Source organism: Nocardioides sp. CCNWLW216 (assembly GCF_037120545.1).
GTDB classification, from domain to species: Bacteria; Actinomycetota; Actinomycetes; order Propionibacteriales; family Nocardioidaceae; genus Nocardioides; species Nocardioides lianchengensis.
In genome coordinates, this window is sequence record NZ_JBBBBJ010000001.1 from 752,956 (window position 1) to 768,262 (window position 15,307).

Here is a 15,307-nt window from a genome sequence, read left to right on the forward strand (position 1 = left end):
CGGGTACGACGACCTCAGCTCGCCTTCTTGGCCGCGGCCTTCTTCGTCGTGCTCTTCTTGGCCGCGGACTTCTTGGCCGGCGCCTTCTTCGCGGTGGTCTTCTTGGCGGGCGCCTTCTTGGCGGTGGTCTTCCTCGCCGGCTTCTCGTCGTCCGAGGACGACTCCCCGCGCGCGGTCTTGGCCGCGTCGACCGAGCGCTGCAGGGCGGCGAGCAGGTCGACGACCTCGCCGGAGGACTTGGTGGAGGTGGGGGTGCGCTTGACCTCGCCGCCCTCGACCTTGGCCTTCACCAGCGACTCGACGGCGCCGGCGTAGTCGTCCTCGAACTCGGCCGGGTCGAAGTCGCCGGCCAGCGTCTCGACGAGCATGGTCGCCATCTTGACCTCGGCGGGCTTGACCTCGCCGGTCTCGACGGAGAAGTCGGGCGTGCGGATCTCGTCGGGCCACATCATCGTCTGCAGCACGATCACGTCGTCCTTGACCCGCAGCACCGCGATCGAGGTGCGGTTGCGGATCGCGACGGTCACCACGGCCATCCGGTCGGCGTCGAGGAGCGCCTGGCGCAGCAGGGCGTACGGCTTGGCGCCGGTCTTCTCGGGCTCGAGGTAGTAGCTCTTCTCGAAGAGCATCGGGTCGATCTGGTCGCTCGGGACGAACTTCTCGACCGCGATCTCGCGCGACGAGGCCGACGGCAGCTCGGCCAGGTCGTCGTCGCTGAGGATGACCATCTCGCCGTCCTCGGTCTCGTAGCCCTTGGCGATGTCGGCGTACGGCACCTCCTCGCCGTCGATCGAGCAGATCCGCTGGTACTTGATCCGCCCGCCGTCCTTCGCGTGCACCTGCCGGAACGACACGTCGTGGGACTCGGTCGCCGCATAGAGCTTCACGGGCACGCTGACCAGCCCGAAGGAGACCGCGCCCTTCCAGATCGCACGCATAGTGGTCAGTATGACCGGCGCGAGCGGCTCCACTCATCGAACGCCTGCCGAGAGGTTCGCGTCGGCGTGTAGCCGAAGACCGTCTTGAGGCGGTCGTTGGCGAGCACCGGGCGGTAGCGCAGGAACATCGTCTGCTCCGGCCCGTACGGCGTCAGGCCCAGCCGCTTGCCGACCGCGAGCGCGACCCGTAGCAGCCGCTCGGGCAGCACCAGGGTCGGCTTGCCGAGCAGCGCGGCGATCTCCGGCACCGTCAGCGCGCCGTCGCCGGCGACGTTGAAGACGCCGGTCACCGCGCCGGTCACCGCCTGCTGGATGACCGCGACCACGTCGGTGTCCCAGACGAAGACGAACGGCGAGTCCGAGCCGCGGATCTGCAGCAGCCGGGGTCGTTCGAAGAGCGCGGTGATCTGGTTGTCGACGGACTCGCCGAGGATGGTGCCGATGCGCAGGACCACCTGCTCCAGCGAGGCGTGCCTCTCGGCGAACGCTGCGAGCATCTCCTCCACCAGCCGCTTGTGGTGGCTGTAGGCGAACTCCTCGTTGCCGCGGACCGGCTGGTCCTCGGTGATCCAGGCCGGGTTGTCCGGGTGGTACCCGTACGCCGCGCCGCTGGACGACACCACCACCCGTCGTACGCCGTGCTCGACGCAGGCGTCGAGCACGTGGCGGGTGCCGTCGACGTCGACGGCGTGCTCTCGGGCGCGGGTCGAGTCGGGACCGGGCGTGACGATCGAGGCGAGGTGGACGACGACCTCCGGGCGCACGTTGCCGACGACCGCCGACACCTGCGACGCCGAGGTCACGTCCATGACCACGGCCGGCGGCCGCAGGTCGGCGCTCACGACCTCGTGCCCGGCGGCGGTCAGCCCGCGGACGACCGACGAGCCGAGGAAGCCGCTGCCCCCGGTGACCAGCACCTTCATGCGGTCACCGCCGGGGCCGCCACGGCGGAGCCGCGCACCCGCCGCCAGGTGATGGCCACGGCCAGGCCGGCGATGATGTCCCAGATGCCCCACCAGGCCGCGACCAGGGCCATGCCGCCGAGACCGTCGAAGTAGCTGAACACCAGCAGCAGACCGAGGCCGGCGTTGCGGATCCCGACCTCGAACGTCATCGCCCGGACGCTCGCGTCGGGCAGTCGGGTGGCCCGGCCGATCCCGTAGCCGAGCAGCAGCGACAGCGCGTCGTGGAGGAAGACGGCCAGCAGCACGATGCCGATGTAGTCGACGAAGATGTCCCAGTTGCGGGCCACGCCGACAACGATGATCGCGGCGAGGCCGACGTACGAGATCGGCCCGACGACGCGGTGGGCGACCGAGGCCACCCGCGGCCAAAGCCGGGCGATCGTGATGCCGGCGGCGAACGGGACGCCGATGACCAGGGCGATCTCGAGGAGCATGTCGACGGCGCTGAGGTCGATGTCCTCCAGCAGCTTCTTGCCGCTGGGGTGCAGGCCGCCCCAGAACGCCATGTTCAGCGGCATCAGGAAGATCGCCAGCACGTTGCTGACCGCGGTCATCGACACCGACAGTGCCACGTCGCCGCCGGAGCGGTGGGTCAGGATGTTGGAGACGTTCCCCGGCGGGCAGCAGGCGACCAGGATCAGCCCGAGCGCCACCGACCCGCGCAGGTCGAGGACCAGGGTGAGCACGAAGGTGATCGCCGGGAGCAGCAGGAACTGGGCCACCACGCCGATCGCGATCGCCCCCGGGCGGCGCAGGGCGGCGGCGAAGGACTCCAGCTTGGTGTCCAACGCGATCCCGAACAGGATCAGCCCGATCACGATCTTCAGCGTGGTCAGGGACGACTCCTCGAAGGCGATCCTGACGTTGTCGACGTCCATCAGCGGGTCAGCTCCTCGATCTCGGCGCGGACCGCGGAGCGGTAGGCGTCCTTGTTGACGTAGTAGGACATCCGCTCGATCCCGAGGTAGCGGTAGCCGCCGGACAGGTCCGGCCGCGGCCCGGCTACCCGGGCGTCGAAGGCGGCCGCGGCGGCGGGGGCGTCGCGGCGCGCGCGGAGGTACGACGCGACCAGCTCGGCCTGCTCGTACCGCCCCTGCCAGCCGATCCCCGACGCCTCGATCATGCCGAGGACGAAGAGGTCGCGGTGGGCGGGGCTGAAGATGTTGAGGTAGAGGTCCGGCGCCGACCCGCGGCCGGCCCAGCGCAGCAGCGCGGGGTCCACGAACGGGTAGTGCAGGTGGTAGCCGGTCGCCAGCACCACCACGTCGTACGGCGACCGCGAGCCGTCGCGGAACGCGACCCCGTCGCCGTCCAGCCGCTCGACGTCGGCCCGCACGGTGATGTCGCCGTGACCGAGGTGGTGGAGCACCAGCGAGTTCACGATCGGGTGCGACTCGTAGAGCCGGTGGTCCGGCTCAGGGAACCCGAAGCGGGTCGGGTCGCCGGTGAACATCCGCAGCACCCGTGAGTCGATCGCTTGCTTGACCCGCGGTGGCAGCGGCTTCTTGCGCTGGTTCAGGGTGTCGGCGGGCTTGCCGAAGAGGTACTTCGGCACGAAGTGGTAACCGCGGCGCACCGACAGGTCGACCGAGGCGGCGTGGTGCACGGCGTCGACGGCGATGTCACAGCCGGAGTTGCCGGCCCCGACGATCAGCACCCGCTTGCCGGCGAAGAGGGTCGCGGACTTGTAGGCGCTGGTGTGCAGCAGCTCGCCGTCGAAGGAGCCGGCGAAGGTAGGGACGTTCGGCTCGCTGAGGGTGCCGTTGGCGACCAGCACGCCCGCGTGCCGGGTGTCGTGGGTGCCGGCGGCGGACCGCGCGGTCACCGTGAAGCCGCCCGCCGGGTGCGGCACGACCGCCGTCACCTCGGAGCCGAACTCGAAGCCCGGCGTGAGGTCGTACGTCGTCGCGAAGTCGCGGAAGTAGCCGAGCAGCTCGCGGTGCGAGGGGTAGTCGGCGACGTCGTCGCGCATCGGGAACTCGGTGAACTGCGTGGTGGTCCGCGACGAGATCAGGTGGGCCGAATCGTAGACCGTGCTGCGCGGCGCCGAGGCGTCCCACAGCCCGCCGACGCCGGCGCCGAGCTCGTAGCCCTCCCAGGGCAGCCCGGCCCGTTGCAGGTTGCGTGCGGCGGCGAGGCCGGACGGCCCGGCCCCGATGACGGCGTACGTCAGCTCATTGTCGACCGGCCCGCTGGTGTTCACGGTCCGCATGATGTCGGCCCACGGCCCCGCTGACCACCCCTTATGCCCCGGTGGTTGAGCGGGTTGCGCAGCAACCGTCTCGAAACCTGGTGGGCCATACGTCGGCCTCGATCGGGGTGGGCGGGTTGGCTGCGGGGGTTTCGAGACGGGACTTCGTCCCTCCTCAACCACCGGGGAACCACCGGGCGGCACCGCCGGTGGTTGAGCAGGTTGCGCAGCAACCGTGTCGAAACCCCCGCAGCCGACAGACGACCGTGCCCCCGACCACCCGAGCGGCGGGCATGATGGCGGCATGCGCCCCATGCTGGCCACCCCCGGCCGCCACGTGCCGACGGGCGAGGAGTGGACGCACGAGGTGAAGTGGGACGGCGTCCGGGCCCTCACCGAGGTGCGCGACGGGGTGCTGCGGATGACCAGCCGCAACGAGAACGCCATCACGATCGCCTGGCCCGATCTCGCGACCAGCCCGTTCGGTGAGCGGGACCTGGTGGTCGACGGGGAGATCATCGCGCTCAACGAGCGCGGACTCCCGGACTTCCGAACCCTGCAGGACCGGATGCACGTGCGGAAGGCGACCACCGCCGCACGCCTGGCCGAGGCGGTGCCGGCGACGTACATGGTCTTCGACCTGCTGCGCCTCGACGGCGCGGACCTCACCGGCCTTCCGCTGGAGGAGCGCCGCGAGCGGCTGGCCGGCCTCGGGATGACCGGCTGGCAGGTGCCCGCGTCGTACGACGACGGCGCGATGCTCTTCGACGCGACGCTGGCCCAGGACCTGGAGGGGATCGTCAGCAAGCGCCGCGGGTCGCGCTACCGGCCCGGCGAGCGGACCACCCACTGGCAGAAGCTGGCCCACCGGCACCGGCTGTCGTACGTCGTCGGGGGGTGGCGGCCGCAGGAGGGCACCACCGACCGGCTGGCGGCGCTGCTCGTGGGGGAGCCGACCGCCGACGGGCTGCTCTACCGTGGCCGGGTGGGCAGCGGGATCGGGCCGAGGCAGGGCCGGGCGCTGGCGGAGCTGGTCGCCGGCCTCGGCCGCTCCGCGAGCCCGTTCGCCGACGAGGTGCCCGCGGTCGACGCGCGCGGCACCTTCTGGCTGGCCCCCGAGTTGGTCGTGGACATCGACACCCACGGTCGTGGGTACTCCCGGCTGCGGCAGCCGTCCTTCCAGGGCGTCCGCAGCGACCTGACCCCGGAGGACCTGCTCGGATGAGAAGAGCCGCGATCGTGCTCCTGCTGCTGGCCGCGCTGCTGCCGGCCGCCCCCGCGGCGGCGACCGCGTCTGCCGAGGCGGCGCCGTCGTACCGTGCCCGGACGGTGACGCTCGACGGCGTCGGCGTGCGGCTGCGGAGGAACACCCGCCAGGTCGTCACCGTCAACCACACCTCCGGCCACCACGCGCGGGTGGTGCTGTGGACGCTGCGGAAGGGCCGGTGGGTGGCTGGCCTGCGGACCACCGACGGCCGGATCGGGTACGGCGGCCTGGTCGCCGGCACGAAGCGCAAGCAGGGCACCGGCACCACCCCGACCGGCACCTACGACCTCCGCTCGGCCTTCGGCACCCACCGGCGGACGGGCGCCTGGGACCTGCCCTACCGGAGGATCCGGAAGGGCGACTTCTGGGTGCAGGACAACGCGTCGGACTTCTACAACCGCTACCGCAACCAGCGTCAGGGCGGCTTCCGGTGGTGGCTGCCGAGCAGCCACGACGACGCGTCCGAGCGGCTGACCGACTACGGCCGGCAGTACGAGTACTCGATCGTCCTCGACTACAACTGGAGCCAGGTACGACGCCGCGGGTCCGGGATCTTCCTGCACGTCAACGGCGCGGGGGCGACCGCCGGATGCGTCAGCGCCCCGCGGTCGATGCTGCGCAAGCTGATGAACCGGCTCGACCCCGACCGGGACCCCGTCATCGCGATCGGCCGCTGACGACCGTGGCCGGCACCGAGCTGCACGTCGACGTCGACGGGCGCACGCTCAAGATCAGCAACCTCGACAAGGTGCTCTACCCGCGCACCGGCACCACCAAGGGCGAGGTGCTGCACTACTACGCGCAGATCGCCCCCACCCTGCTGCCGCACCTCGCCGACCGGGCCGTGACCCGGATCCGCTGGCCGCACGGCGTCCAGGACGGCAGCTTCTTCGAGAAGAACGCCCCCTCGGGCACGCCGTCGTGGGTGCGGACCGTGAAGGTCCCGAGCACCGGCAGCCGCTCGGGCAAGGGCGACACCGAGCTCGTGTTCCCGATCGTCGACGACCTGGCCACGCTGACCTGGCTGGTCAACCTGGCCGCCCTGGAGCTGCACGTCCACCAGTGGACGGTCGGTCGCAACGGTCGGCCCCGCCACGCGGACCGGCTGGTGATCGACCTCGACCCGGGGGAGCCGGCCGGGCTGCACGAGTGCTGCCAGGTCGCGCTGCTGGTCCGCGACCGGCTCGCCGAGCGCGACCTCGACTGCCGACCGGTCCTCAGTGGCAGCAAGGGCCTCCACCTGTACGCCGACCTGCCGAAGCGGCGGCCCTCCGACGAGTCGACGGCCCTGGCCAAGGAGGTAGCCGAGGAGCTGCAGCAGGCGCACCCGAGCCAGGTCACCGCCACCATGACGAAGGCCAAGCGGGGCGGGAAGGTCTTCCTCGACTGGTCGCAGAACGCCGGCTCCAAGACCACGATCTCGCCGTACTCGCTGCGCGGTCGCGAGCGGCCGTACGTCGCCGCCCCGGTCTCCTGGGACGAGGTCGCGGAGGGGGCCGAGGACCCGCTCGGGCTGGAGCAGCTGGCCTTCCCCGAGGTCCTCGAACGGGTCGAGGAGCACGGCGACCTGTTCGCCTGAGGTTCGCCCGAGACCTCGCCTCTCGGTGCTGTTACCGAACCGTGGAGCCGTCGTGGGGGCAGCGTGCACGGTCCGTGAAGCGCACGTCCGTAGCGTTCTTCTCGTGAACATCCCGCTGCAGCGCAAGGTGATCCTGCCTCTCGCCACCCTGGTGGGTGCGGGCGCTCTGGCGGTCGCGACGGGCGTGCTCAGCAGCGACGCCAGCGCCGTCTCCGACGGGGTCCGGCTCACCGCCGACCAGTCCGGCGGCGCGGCCCTGGTCGTCACGGCTCTCGAGCCCGGCGACTCGGCCACCCGGACGGTCACCATCGAGAACACCACGGGCGCCCCCGGACGCCTGACGTTCACCGAGCAGGGCGGTCCGGCGACCTTCGCGGACGGCGAGCTGCAGGTGCGCATCGAGCGCGACGGCCAGGCGCTGTACGACGGCGTCTTCGGTGCGATGGGCGACTACACGCAGGACATGGGCTTCCTCGAGGCCGGCCAGAGCGCGACCTTCGCGTTCACCGTCTCGCTGCCCGACGACGCCCCGTTCGTGCCCGCGGGCACCCAGACGGCGGAGGCGTCGTACGCCTGGCTCACCGAGAGCCAGTAGCCACACAAGCTGGCCGGTCCGCCCCGGGGGGAGCGCGGAACGGCTGATCGGGGGACGACGGTCCGTCCGGCGGGTCTGGGGGGACTGCCGGGCGGGCCGACGTCTCCCGATGCTCCATCTATCGACCACCACCACATGCGCAAGGGACCCGAGTTGGAGATCTCGCCGGTCCCGCGCCCTCGCCCGCTGTCCGCGGTCGGACGGCTGGTGGTCGTGGCCGCGTTCCTGGCGCCGCTCACCCTGCTCACCCTGCTGCCGGTGATGCTCGGCTTGGACCGGTACGTCGTCACCAGCGACGCCATGGGCGGCTCGATGGGCCGCGGCGCGCTCGTCTACGCGCACGCCGTCCCGGTCGGGGACCTGGCCGTCGGCGACGTCATCACCTTCACCCCGCCGCACTCGGAGCCCGGTGCGCGCGTGACCCGGCGGGTGGTCGCGCTGGACGCGACCGAGGCCCGCACCCAGGGCGACGCGCGCCCGGTGCCGGACCCGTGGACGGTGCCGCTGGACCAGCCCGTGCAGTCCAAGGTCGTGCTGTCCGTGCCGTGGGTCGGCTACCCGTTCACCGGGCCCGTCGCGCGCACGACCTGGACCCTCGCCGGGCTCGGCGCCGGGGCGGTCCTCGCGGTCGGGGCCCGGCGCTCGGCGCTCGCTCGTCGACGGCCGGGACCCCTGTCCCCGCCGGGCGTGTCGCGAGTCATCACCTGAACGCGTAGCCAGACCTCTATGCTGCACGCATGGCTCCCAGAGTGCTCGTCGTGGAGGACGAGGAGGACATCGCGTTCCCCCTGGTTCGCACCCTGGAGCGGGAGGGCTACACCGTCGTCTGGGTCGACTCAGGGCAGAAGGCCCTCGACGACCTCGAGAAGGCGCCCGCCGACGTCGTGATTCTCGACCTGGGCCTGCCGGACATGGACGGTCTCGAGGTCTGCAAGCGCGCCCGCGAGGCCGGGTTCGGCGGCGCGATCATGATCGTGACCGCACGGGCCGGCGAGCTCGACCGGGTCGTCGGGCTCGACTACGGCGCCGACGACTACCTCTCCAAGCCGTTCGGTCTGGCCGAGCTGCAGGCTCGCGTGCGGGCGCTGCTGCGCCGTACCTCGTCGGGCGGCGGGTTCGGCCAGGACGACGTCCCCGAGGGCGGGCTGCGCATCGACGTCGCCGCCCGGCGGGTCTACGCCGGTGACGACGAGGTGCCGCTGACGGGCAAGGAGTTCGACGTCCTCAGCATCCTCGCCTCCAACCGCGACAAGGTGGTCTCCCGCGGTCGGCTGATGGCGGACGTCTGGGACGAGAACTGGTACGGCTCGACCAAGACGCTGGACGTGACCATCGGTCGCCTCCGGCAGAAGCTCGAGAGCGTCGGGGTGTCCGAGAAGGTCGTAGCCGTTCGGGGCGTGGGATTCCGCCTCGAGGGCGCGCCCGATGCGTGAGCGGCTCACCGCCTCCTTCATCCTCCTCGCCGTCGCGCTGCTCGCCGTCGCAGCGCTGATCCGCAGCTACACCCTCGGCCACGAGCTCCGCGAGCACGAAGGCATCCGCCTGCAGCACGAGGCGGTGCTCGTCGGCCGGCTGGTCGAGACCCGGCTGGAGTCCGGCGGCGTCGTCGACGCGGCCTTCCTGCAGCCGCTCGCCGACGTCGACACCCGGCTGCGCTGGGAGCCGGCGGCGGGCGAGACCGTCGAGGTCCGCGGTCCGTCGTACGACGACGGCGAGGACCTGCACGCCACCGTCCCGGTGGCCGGCGGTCGGGTCACCGTCGCCCAGGACGACCGCCTGGTCTGGGACCTGCTGGTCGGCGACCCATGGGCCCTGGTCGTGCTGCTGGGGCTCACCCTGGCCGGCGCCGCGGCCGCGGGGCTGCTGGTCGCCCGCCGCCTCTCGGCGCCGTTCCGACGGCTTGCCGAGGCGGCCGGCGCGCTCGGCCGGGGTCGCTTCGACCTCGACCTGCCGGAGACCCGGATCCCTGAGGCCGTCGCCATCGCGCGCTCGCTCAGTACCAGTGCCGACCAGCTGCGCGAGCGGCTGCGGCGGGACCAGGAGTTCGCCGCGCACACCTCGCACGTCCTGCGCTCCCCGCTGACCGGGCTGCGCCTGGAGCTGGAGGAGGTGCTGCTGCGCGACGACCTCCCCGACGACGTCCGGGCGACCGTTGGGCACGCCCTCGCGGGGATCACCCACGTCGACGAGGTCGCCGGCGAGCTCGTCGCCCTGCAGCGCGGGAGCCTGGTCGAGGGCGCCCAGGTGCCGCTGCGCGACCTGGCCACCCAGGTGGCGCAGCGCTGGGCCGACGAGCTGGGCCTGGTCGACCGCGAGATCACCGCGGCGGTCGAGGGCGAGCTGGAGCAGCGCTACACGCCCGGGCCGGTGGAGCACCTGCTCGACCTGGTCCTGGTCCCGCTGCTGCGCACGAGCAGCGGCGCCGTGCGGCTGGTCCTGGAGGGGGACGTCGACGGCCACCTGCGGATCTCGGTCACGACCGAGCAGTCGTCGGCCGGCCGAGCCGCCGACGACCCCTTCGAGGCGGCCCGCTCGGGATGCGCCGCGCTCGGCGGGCGCTGGGTGGGCTCCGAGCCGCGCGACGGTCTGGAGATCCTGCTGCCGCGGCGTTGAGCCCGTCGGCCGCTCAGCGCACGAGTGCGCCGACGGCCCGCGCGACCGCGTCCGCGAACGCCGCGCGGGGGAGCGCGGTCGGCGAGACCTGCGCGTCGTCGAAGAGGGCCTGCGCTGCGCCGAGGGCGAAGAGGATCCGCCAGGCGGCCTCGGCGTCCGGCCCGGTCGCGGCGAAGCGGTCGCGCAGCCAGCCGGTCACCGTCGCCGCGAGCAGGTGGCTGCTGCGCACGTTGCGGTCGTCGAAGGCGGCCTGGCCCTGGGCCTCGACCAGATAGGCGCGCATCGCGCCGCGGTGGGTCGCGAAGATGTCGAGCGCGGCCGTCGCCAGCAGCCGCAGGGCGCGGTCGTCGTCCGGCTCGGCGTCGGCGCGCGCGAAGGCGGCGGACGTGGCCGCCTCGATCCGGCCCAGCGCGAGGTCCTGGGCGGCGAGCAGCAGCCCGGTCCGGTCGCCGAAGCGGTGGTAGAGCGAGCCGTTGGACGCCCCCGCCGCCTTCGCGACCGCGGCGACGGTGACGGCCGCGAGCCCGCCGTCGGCGAGCAGGTCGAGCGTGGCCGCGAGCATCCGGTCGGCCGAGGACTCGCTGCGGGACTGGACGGGGGTGCGCACGCCTCGACCCTAGCCAGAGTGGAGCGCTTACTCTAGTTTGGGGCGGCATGAGGCGCGATCACTGGAAGCGCGTGAACGATGCGCTGGACCCCGAGACGTCGTACGTCGAGATCTACCGCAACGTCGTCGCCCACGAGTTCCCGTGGGACATGAACCAGGCGCTGAGCTTCGCGCTGTTCCGCACCTACGCCGTGCCGGGCATCGGCCGGCTCCTCGATGCGACCGGTGAGTTCACCGGCAACGTCCAGCGGCGCTACGACGACACCGCGCTGCTCCTCGAGCCGCCGAGCCGCTACGGCTTCGACCACCCCGAGGCGAAGGCCGCGATCCGCCGGATCAACCAGATGCACCGCGCCTACGACATCCCCGACCACGAGTTCCGCTACGTGCTGTCGACGTTCGTGGTGGTCCCGAAGCGCTGGCTCGACGACTACGGCAAGCGGCCGCTCACGCCGGTCGAGGAGCGCGCCTCGGTCAACTACTACCGCCGGCTCGGCCAGCACATGAACATCCCGGACATCCCGGAGACCTACGCCGACTTCGCCGAGCTGATGGACACCTACGAGGCCGAGCACTTCGCCTACGACGCCGGCAGCCGTCGGGTCGCCGACGCCACCCTCGCGCTGATGCAGACGTTCTACGCGAAGCCGGTCCAGCGCCCCGCCGGCCTCTTCGCCCGCGCCCTCATGGACGACCCGCTCCGCGAGGCCTTCCGGTACGACGCTCCGCCGGCCCTCGTCCAGCGCGCCAGCCACGCTGCCCTCCGCGCCCGCGGCCGCCTGCTGCGTGCGTTCCCCGCGAGGAAGGAGCCGAAGCTGATCGAGGACATCTCCTGGATCCGCAGCTACCCCGACGGCCACCGCGTCGAGGACCTCGGTACCTTCCCCACCCCCGGCGCAGCCGGCTGCCCGGTCCGCCACTGACCCCCCGTGTCCCCGCCGAGTCAGCACCAGTTGCGGGCCGAGTCAGCACCACTGGTGCTGACTCGGCCTTCGCACGGGGGGGGACCTGCCCGGGAGGTCGGGACACGGGGCCCTGGTGGCCGGGTCGGCGGGCGGCCGAGCATCCCGGGGTGAGATCGACCTTCCTGCCTACCCTGCTCGCCGCCGCCGCCCTCGGGGCCGGTCTGCTGACCACCGTGCCGGGGGTGAGCCCGACCGCGACCGCAGCCGCTGCGGCGCCGACCGTGGCGACGACCGCTCCGGCCGCGAAGGCGGGGACCGGCCTGGTGACGGGCGAGCCGACGGCGGTGTGGGGGAAGGCACGCCACCGCGGGACGGTGGTGCTGCAGCGGCAGGCCGGGAAGCGGTGGGTCCCGGTCGCGCAGCGGCGCACCGACCGGGGCAGGCGCTACGTCTTCCGCTTCGTTGCGCCGGCCGCGACCACGACCTACCGCGTGGTGGCGGCGAGGAAGGTCCGCAAGAAGCGCTGGGTCTCGGAGCCGCGGGTCGTCCGGGTGACCCCGCAGCGCGGCACGGTGACGGTGCCGGCGGCCACGCAGGCGCGCACCCGGCTGCCGGCGACCGTCGCGTTCACCCCCGCTCGTCCGGGCCGACCCGTCCAGCTGCAGGCGCGGGTCGGTTCCGACGCCTGGCGCACCGTCGCGACCGCACGGCAGGACGTGCGCGGCGGTGCGGTGTTCGTGGTCGAGCCGACCGCGACCACGTCGTACCGCGCCGTCACGACCGGGTGGTACGGCGCCGTCGCGGCGACGTCGGTGACCCGCGCGATCACGGTCCGGGCCCCGCGCACGGAGCCGTGGGTGACCGGCTACTACGCCGGCTGGTTCTGGAACAGCTGGTACGACCCCGAGGACGTCGACCTGACCGCGATGACCCACCTGGTCTTCGGCCGGGTCGCGCCCGGCGGCGGCGGGCTGGGCGGCGAGCCCGGCGACGTCGAGCTCGGGGCGGTCAGCGCCCAGGAGGGCCCGCTGTCCTGGGCGCCGTACGACGGTCGCTCGGTGGAGGACTACCTGGTCGACGAGGCCCACGCGGCCGGCACCGAGGCGCTGCTGATGCTCGGCGGCGACGGGCTGGACGGTCGCGGGTTCGTGCTGTCGACGGCTGACGCCGTCCGCCCGCGGTTCGTGGAGAACGTCGTGGACTACCTCGTGGCCCACGACTACGACGGCGTCGACGTCGACTGGGAGAACTGCTTCGGCGGGTCGGCGGACGAGTGCGGCGAGGACATCACGGCGGCCGAGTCGCACCGCCGGCTGTTCGCGCTGATCCTGGAGATCCGCGCCGAGATGGCCACCCGTCCGCGCTACGCGACCGACCCCGGGCTGATCACCTTCCCCGGCTACGCGCAGGCCAGCAAGTGGCTGGAGCCCGGCGACCGGGTCGAGCAGTGGCGGGCCGACACGGCGCTGCTGGTCGACCAGTACAACCTGATGAGCTACGGCATCGGCACCACCTGGTTCGGTGCCGGCTGGGACTCGTGGTTCTCCGGCGCGCTCGACGGCGAGGACCGCGCCGGCCACCCCTACAGCATCGACAGCAGCGTCGACGCCTACGTCGCGACCGGCGTCCCGCGCGAGCGGATGGGCCTGGGCATCGGCTTCTACGGCATCTACTACGGACCGACCGTCACCGGCCCGCGCCAGGACCTCGGCGGCAACGACGTCTACGAGATCCAGGACGCGGCCCTGGCCTGGTCGCGGCTGGAGGAGATGGGCTATCTCTCCCACGGCGAGCTGCAGTGGGACGAGGAGGCGTCCTCGACGTACCGCACCTACGAGGAGTACGGCGAGGCCGGGTTCGTCCCCGAGAGCGACCCGAACCGCAACCCGGCGGGCTTCCTCTCCTACGAGGACGAGCGGTCCATCGCCGCCAAGGGCGCGTACGCCCGCGAGACCGGGCTCGGTGGCACCATCATCTGGGTCCTCAACTACGGCGCCCGCCCGAACGGCGACAACCCGCTCCTCGACCAGGTCAGGGAGTCATTCCTGCAGCGGTGAGTCCGCGCTGTCCGCGTCGGTGAACGCCCGCCCGCCCCCGACGGTGTCGCTGACCTGCGCCCCGTCGAGGACCCGGTACGGCGCGCTGCCGCTGGTCGCCCGGGCCCGCAGCGCCGCCACGGGGACGGCGCTGCGGGCGGCGACCAGCAGCAGGTTGCCGGGCCGGCGGCCGCGCAGGGTCGCCGGCTCGGCGCTGGCCATCAGCGCGGGCAGCTCGCCGCGCACCGCGGCGACGACCCGCCGGGTCCACGCGAACGGCGCCCGGTCGGCGAGGTTGAGCAGCAGCAGCCCGTCACCCGCGAGCACCCGGGCGTACGACGACGCGCACTCCGCGGTCACCAGCGTCCCGGGCACCCGCCCGGCCGCGAACGCGTCGACCACGACCAGGTCGACCGAGCCGTCGCGGACCGCGTCGAGCCCGGTCCGCCCGTCGACGGCCCGGACCTTGATCCCGCTCTGCCGGGGGAGCGGCAGCTCGCGGCGGACCAGCTCGGTGACGTCGGCGGCCGGCTCGAGGACGACCTGCGGGGACCGCGGGCGGGTGTGGGCGACGTAGCGAGCGAGGGTGAGCGCCGCCCCGCCGACGTGCAGGACCCGCACCGGGTCGCCGGGTGGCCCCCACGCGTCGATCACGTCGCCGATGCGTCGTACGTAGTCGAAGGTGAGCAGGCCGGGGTCGTCGAGGTCGACGTACGACTGGTCCCGGTCGTCCATCCGCAGCACGAAGCCGCGACCGTCGGGGCGGATCTCGGCGGGCACGAGGCCCATCCTCCGACACAATGGGCCCATGACGAATCGCGCCGTGGAGACCTGGCTGACCGACATGGACGGGGTCCTGGTCCACGAGGAGGACCCGATCCCCGGTGCGACCGAGTTCGTGGAGGCGCTGAAGGCCTCCGGGCGGCAGTTCATGGTGCTCACGAACAACTCCATCTTCACCCCGCGCGACCTGCGGGCCCGGCTGCTCGGCAGCGGCATCGACGTCCCGGAGAGCGCGATCTGGACCTCGGCGCTCGCGACGGCCCAGTTCCTCGCCGACCAGCGGCCACAGGGCACGGCGTACGTCGTCGGCGAGGCCGGGCTGACGACCGCCCTGCACGACATCGGCTACGTGATGACCGACCGCGACCCCGACTACGTCGTGCTGGGGGAGACCCGCACCTACTCGTTCGAGGCGATCACCCGCGCGATCCGGCTGATCGACGCCGGGGCGCGGTTCATCGCGACCAACCCGGACCCCAGCGGGCCCAGCCAGCAGGGCAAGCTGCCGGCGACCGGCTCGGTGGCGGCGCTGATCAGCACGGCGACCGGGCGGACGCCGTACTACATCGGCAAGCCGAACCCGCTGATGATGCGCAGCGCGCTGAACCGGCTGAACGCCCACTCCGAGACCACGGTGATGATCGGCGACCGGATGGACACCGACATCATCAGCGGCCTGGAGGCCGGGCTGCGCACCTTCCTGGTGACGACGGGCTCGACCCTGCCGAGCCAGGTCGAGACCTTCCCCTACCGGCCGACCCGGGTCTTCGACTCCGTCGCGGACCTCGTCGAGCTCGTGCAGGACGGCGCCTGACCGGCCGGCGTGTC

At 72.7% G+C, this 15,307-nt stretch carries 16 protein-coding genes; 10 read left to right on the forward strand and 6 right to left on the reverse strand.

The features are described 5' to 3' along the window. Window positions 1-14 precede the first annotated feature (14 nt). Genes ku through V7S47_RS03590 form a run of 4 tightly spaced genes read right to left on the reverse strand, consistent with a single transcriptional unit; the run spans window position 15 to window position 4,106 of the window. The gene (gene ku / locus V7S47_RS03575) at window positions 15-938 is read right to left on the reverse strand and encodes a non-homologous end joining protein Ku (protein ID WP_336560289.1); all 924 of its coding nucleotides are present in this window, start codon (window positions 936-938) and stop codon (window positions 15-17) included. 5 nt (window positions 939-943) lie between these two features. Further along, window positions 944-1,861: an SDR family oxidoreductase gene (locus V7S47_RS03580; RefSeq protein ID WP_336560290.1), complete on the reverse strand. Its 918-nt coding sequence runs from the start codon at window positions 1,859-1,861 to the stop codon at window positions 944-946. Next, entirely contained in the window at window positions 1,858-2,781 is a 924-nt protein-coding gene (locus V7S47_RS03585) for a bile acid:sodium symporter family protein (RefSeq protein ID WP_336560291.1), read from the reverse strand. Before V7S47_RS03585 ends, V7S47_RS03580 begins: the two co-directional genes overlap by 4 nt. After that, window positions 2,781-4,106: a flavin-containing monooxygenase gene (locus tag V7S47_RS03590; protein WP_336560292.1), complete on the reverse strand. Its 1,326-nt coding sequence runs from the start codon at window positions 4,104-4,106 to the stop codon at window positions 2,781-2,783. The genes V7S47_RS03585 and V7S47_RS03590 overlap by 1 nt, the downstream gene beginning before the upstream one ends. A 292-nt stretch (window positions 4,107-4,398) precedes the next feature. Between V7S47_RS03590 and ligD (V7S47_RS03595) the strand changes: the two genes are divergently transcribed. The 7 genes from ligD (V7S47_RS03595) (at window position 4,399) to V7S47_RS03625 (ending at window position 10,148) form a co-directional block, all read left to right on the forward strand. After that, window positions 4,399-5,319, forward strand: a complete 921-nt coding sequence (gene ligD / locus V7S47_RS03595) for a non-homologous end-joining DNA ligase (protein ID WP_336560293.1) — start codon at window positions 4,399-4,401, stop codon at window positions 5,317-5,319. Next, complete coding sequence (locus tag V7S47_RS03600) at window positions 5,316-6,038, forward strand: L,D-transpeptidase family protein (protein WP_336560294.1); 723 nt, start codon at window positions 5,316-5,318, stop codon at window positions 6,036-6,038. The genes ligD (V7S47_RS03595) and V7S47_RS03600 overlap by 4 nt, the downstream gene beginning before the upstream one ends. 5 nt (window positions 6,039-6,043) lie before the next feature. Next, window positions 6,044-6,940 carry a non-homologous end-joining DNA ligase gene (gene ligD, locus V7S47_RS03605; protein ID WP_336560295.1) on the forward strand — a complete coding sequence of 299 codons (897 nt, stop codon included), beginning with the start codon at window positions 6,044-6,046 and terminating at the stop codon, window positions 6,938-6,940. 103 nt (window positions 6,941-7,043) lie between these two features. Further along, a complete protein-coding gene (locus V7S47_RS03610) occupies window positions 7,044-7,535 on the forward strand; it encodes a hypothetical protein (protein WP_336560296.1) in 492 nt (163 codons plus the stop codon). A 135-nt stretch (window positions 7,536-7,670) separates the two neighbouring features. Continuing rightward, window positions 7,671-8,243, forward strand: coding sequence for a hypothetical protein (locus V7S47_RS03615; RefSeq protein ID WP_336560297.1), 573 nt, complete (start codon window positions 7,671-7,673; stop codon window positions 8,241-8,243). A 29-nt stretch (window positions 8,244-8,272) separates the two neighbouring features. After that, window positions 8,273-8,968, forward strand: a complete 696-nt coding sequence (locus V7S47_RS03620) for a response regulator transcription factor (RefSeq protein ID WP_090850474.1) — start codon at window positions 8,273-8,275, stop codon at window positions 8,966-8,968. Then, window positions 8,961-10,148 carry a HAMP domain-containing protein gene (locus tag V7S47_RS03625; protein WP_336560298.1) on the forward strand — a complete coding sequence of 396 codons (1,188 nt, stop codon included), beginning with the start codon at window positions 8,961-8,963 and terminating at the stop codon, window positions 10,146-10,148. The genes V7S47_RS03620 and V7S47_RS03625 overlap by 8 nt, the downstream gene beginning before the upstream one ends. 13 nt (window positions 10,149-10,161) lie before the next feature. Here V7S47_RS03625 and V7S47_RS03630 read toward each other — a convergent pair whose 3' ends face one another. Then, window positions 10,162-10,755, reverse strand: coding sequence for a TetR family transcriptional regulator (locus tag V7S47_RS03630; RefSeq protein ID WP_336560299.1), 594 nt, complete (start codon window positions 10,753-10,755; stop codon window positions 10,162-10,164). 47 nt (window positions 10,756-10,802) lie between these two features. Here V7S47_RS03630 and V7S47_RS03635 point away from each other — a divergent pair, with 47 nt between their 5' ends. Both V7S47_RS03635 and V7S47_RS03640 read left to right on the forward strand, forming a co-directional pair. Continuing rightward, a complete protein-coding gene (locus tag V7S47_RS03635) occupies window positions 10,803-11,678 on the forward strand; it encodes an oxygenase MpaB family protein (RefSeq protein WP_336560300.1) in 876 nt (291 codons plus the stop codon). A gap of 149 nt (window positions 11,679-11,827) precedes the next feature. Next, window positions 11,828-13,717, forward strand: a complete 1,890-nt coding sequence (locus tag V7S47_RS03640; protein WP_336560301.1) for a glycoside hydrolase family 18 protein — start codon at window positions 11,828-11,830, stop codon at window positions 13,715-13,717. Here the strand turns inward: V7S47_RS03640 and V7S47_RS03645 are convergent. Continuing rightward, window positions 13,700-14,485, reverse strand: a complete 786-nt coding sequence (locus tag V7S47_RS03645; RefSeq protein WP_336560302.1) for a spermidine synthase — start codon at window positions 14,483-14,485, stop codon at window positions 13,700-13,702. The genes V7S47_RS03640 and V7S47_RS03645 overlap by 18 nt on opposite strands. A 19-nt stretch (window positions 14,486-14,504) precedes the next feature. Here V7S47_RS03645 and V7S47_RS03650 point away from each other — a divergent pair, with 19 nt between their 5' ends. Continuing rightward, the gene (locus tag V7S47_RS03650) at window positions 14,505-15,293 is read left to right on the forward strand and encodes an HAD-IIA family hydrolase (RefSeq protein WP_336560303.1); all 789 of its coding nucleotides are present in this window, start codon (window positions 14,505-14,507) and stop codon (window positions 15,291-15,293) included. Window positions 15,294-15,307 lie beyond the last annotated feature (14 nt).

Coding starts and splice junctions, on each gene's coding strand:
- ku (WP_336560289.1), bottom strand. CDS start 938: ATGCGTGCGATCTGGAAGGGCGCGGTCTCCTTCGGGCTGGTCAGCGTG.
- V7S47_RS03580 (WP_336560290.1), bottom strand. CDS start 1,861: ATGAAGGTGCTGGTCACCGGGGGCAGCGGCTTCCTCGGCTCGTCGGTC.
- V7S47_RS03585 (WP_336560291.1), bottom strand. CDS start 2,781: ATGGACGTCGACAACGTCAGGATCGCCTTCGAGGAGTCGTCCCTGACC.
- ligD (WP_336560293.1), top strand. CDS start 4,399: ATGCGCCCCATGCTGGCCACCCCCGGCCGCCACGTGCCGACGGGCGAG.
- V7S47_RS03600 (WP_336560294.1), top strand. CDS start 5,316: ATGAGAAGAGCCGCGATCGTGCTCCTGCTGCTGGCCGCGCTGCTGCCG.
- V7S47_RS03615 (WP_336560297.1), top strand. CDS start 7,671: ATGCGCAAGGGACCCGAGTTGGAGATCTCGCCGGTCCCGCGCCCTCGC.
- V7S47_RS03620 (WP_090850474.1), top strand. CDS start 8,273: ATGGCTCCCAGAGTGCTCGTCGTGGAGGACGAGGAGGACATCGCGTTC.
- V7S47_RS03625 (WP_336560298.1), top strand. CDS start 8,961: ATGCGTGAGCGGCTCACCGCCTCCTTCATCCTCCTCGCCGTCGCGCTG.
- V7S47_RS03635 (WP_336560300.1), top strand. CDS start 10,803: ATGAGGCGCGATCACTGGAAGCGCGTGAACGATGCGCTGGACCCCGAG.
- V7S47_RS03645 (WP_336560302.1), bottom strand. CDS start 14,485: ATGGGCCTCGTGCCCGCCGAGATCCGCCCCGACGGTCGCGGCTTCGTG.
- V7S47_RS03650 (WP_336560303.1), top strand. CDS start 14,505: ATGACGAATCGCGCCGTGGAGACCTGGCTGACCGACATGGACGGGGTC.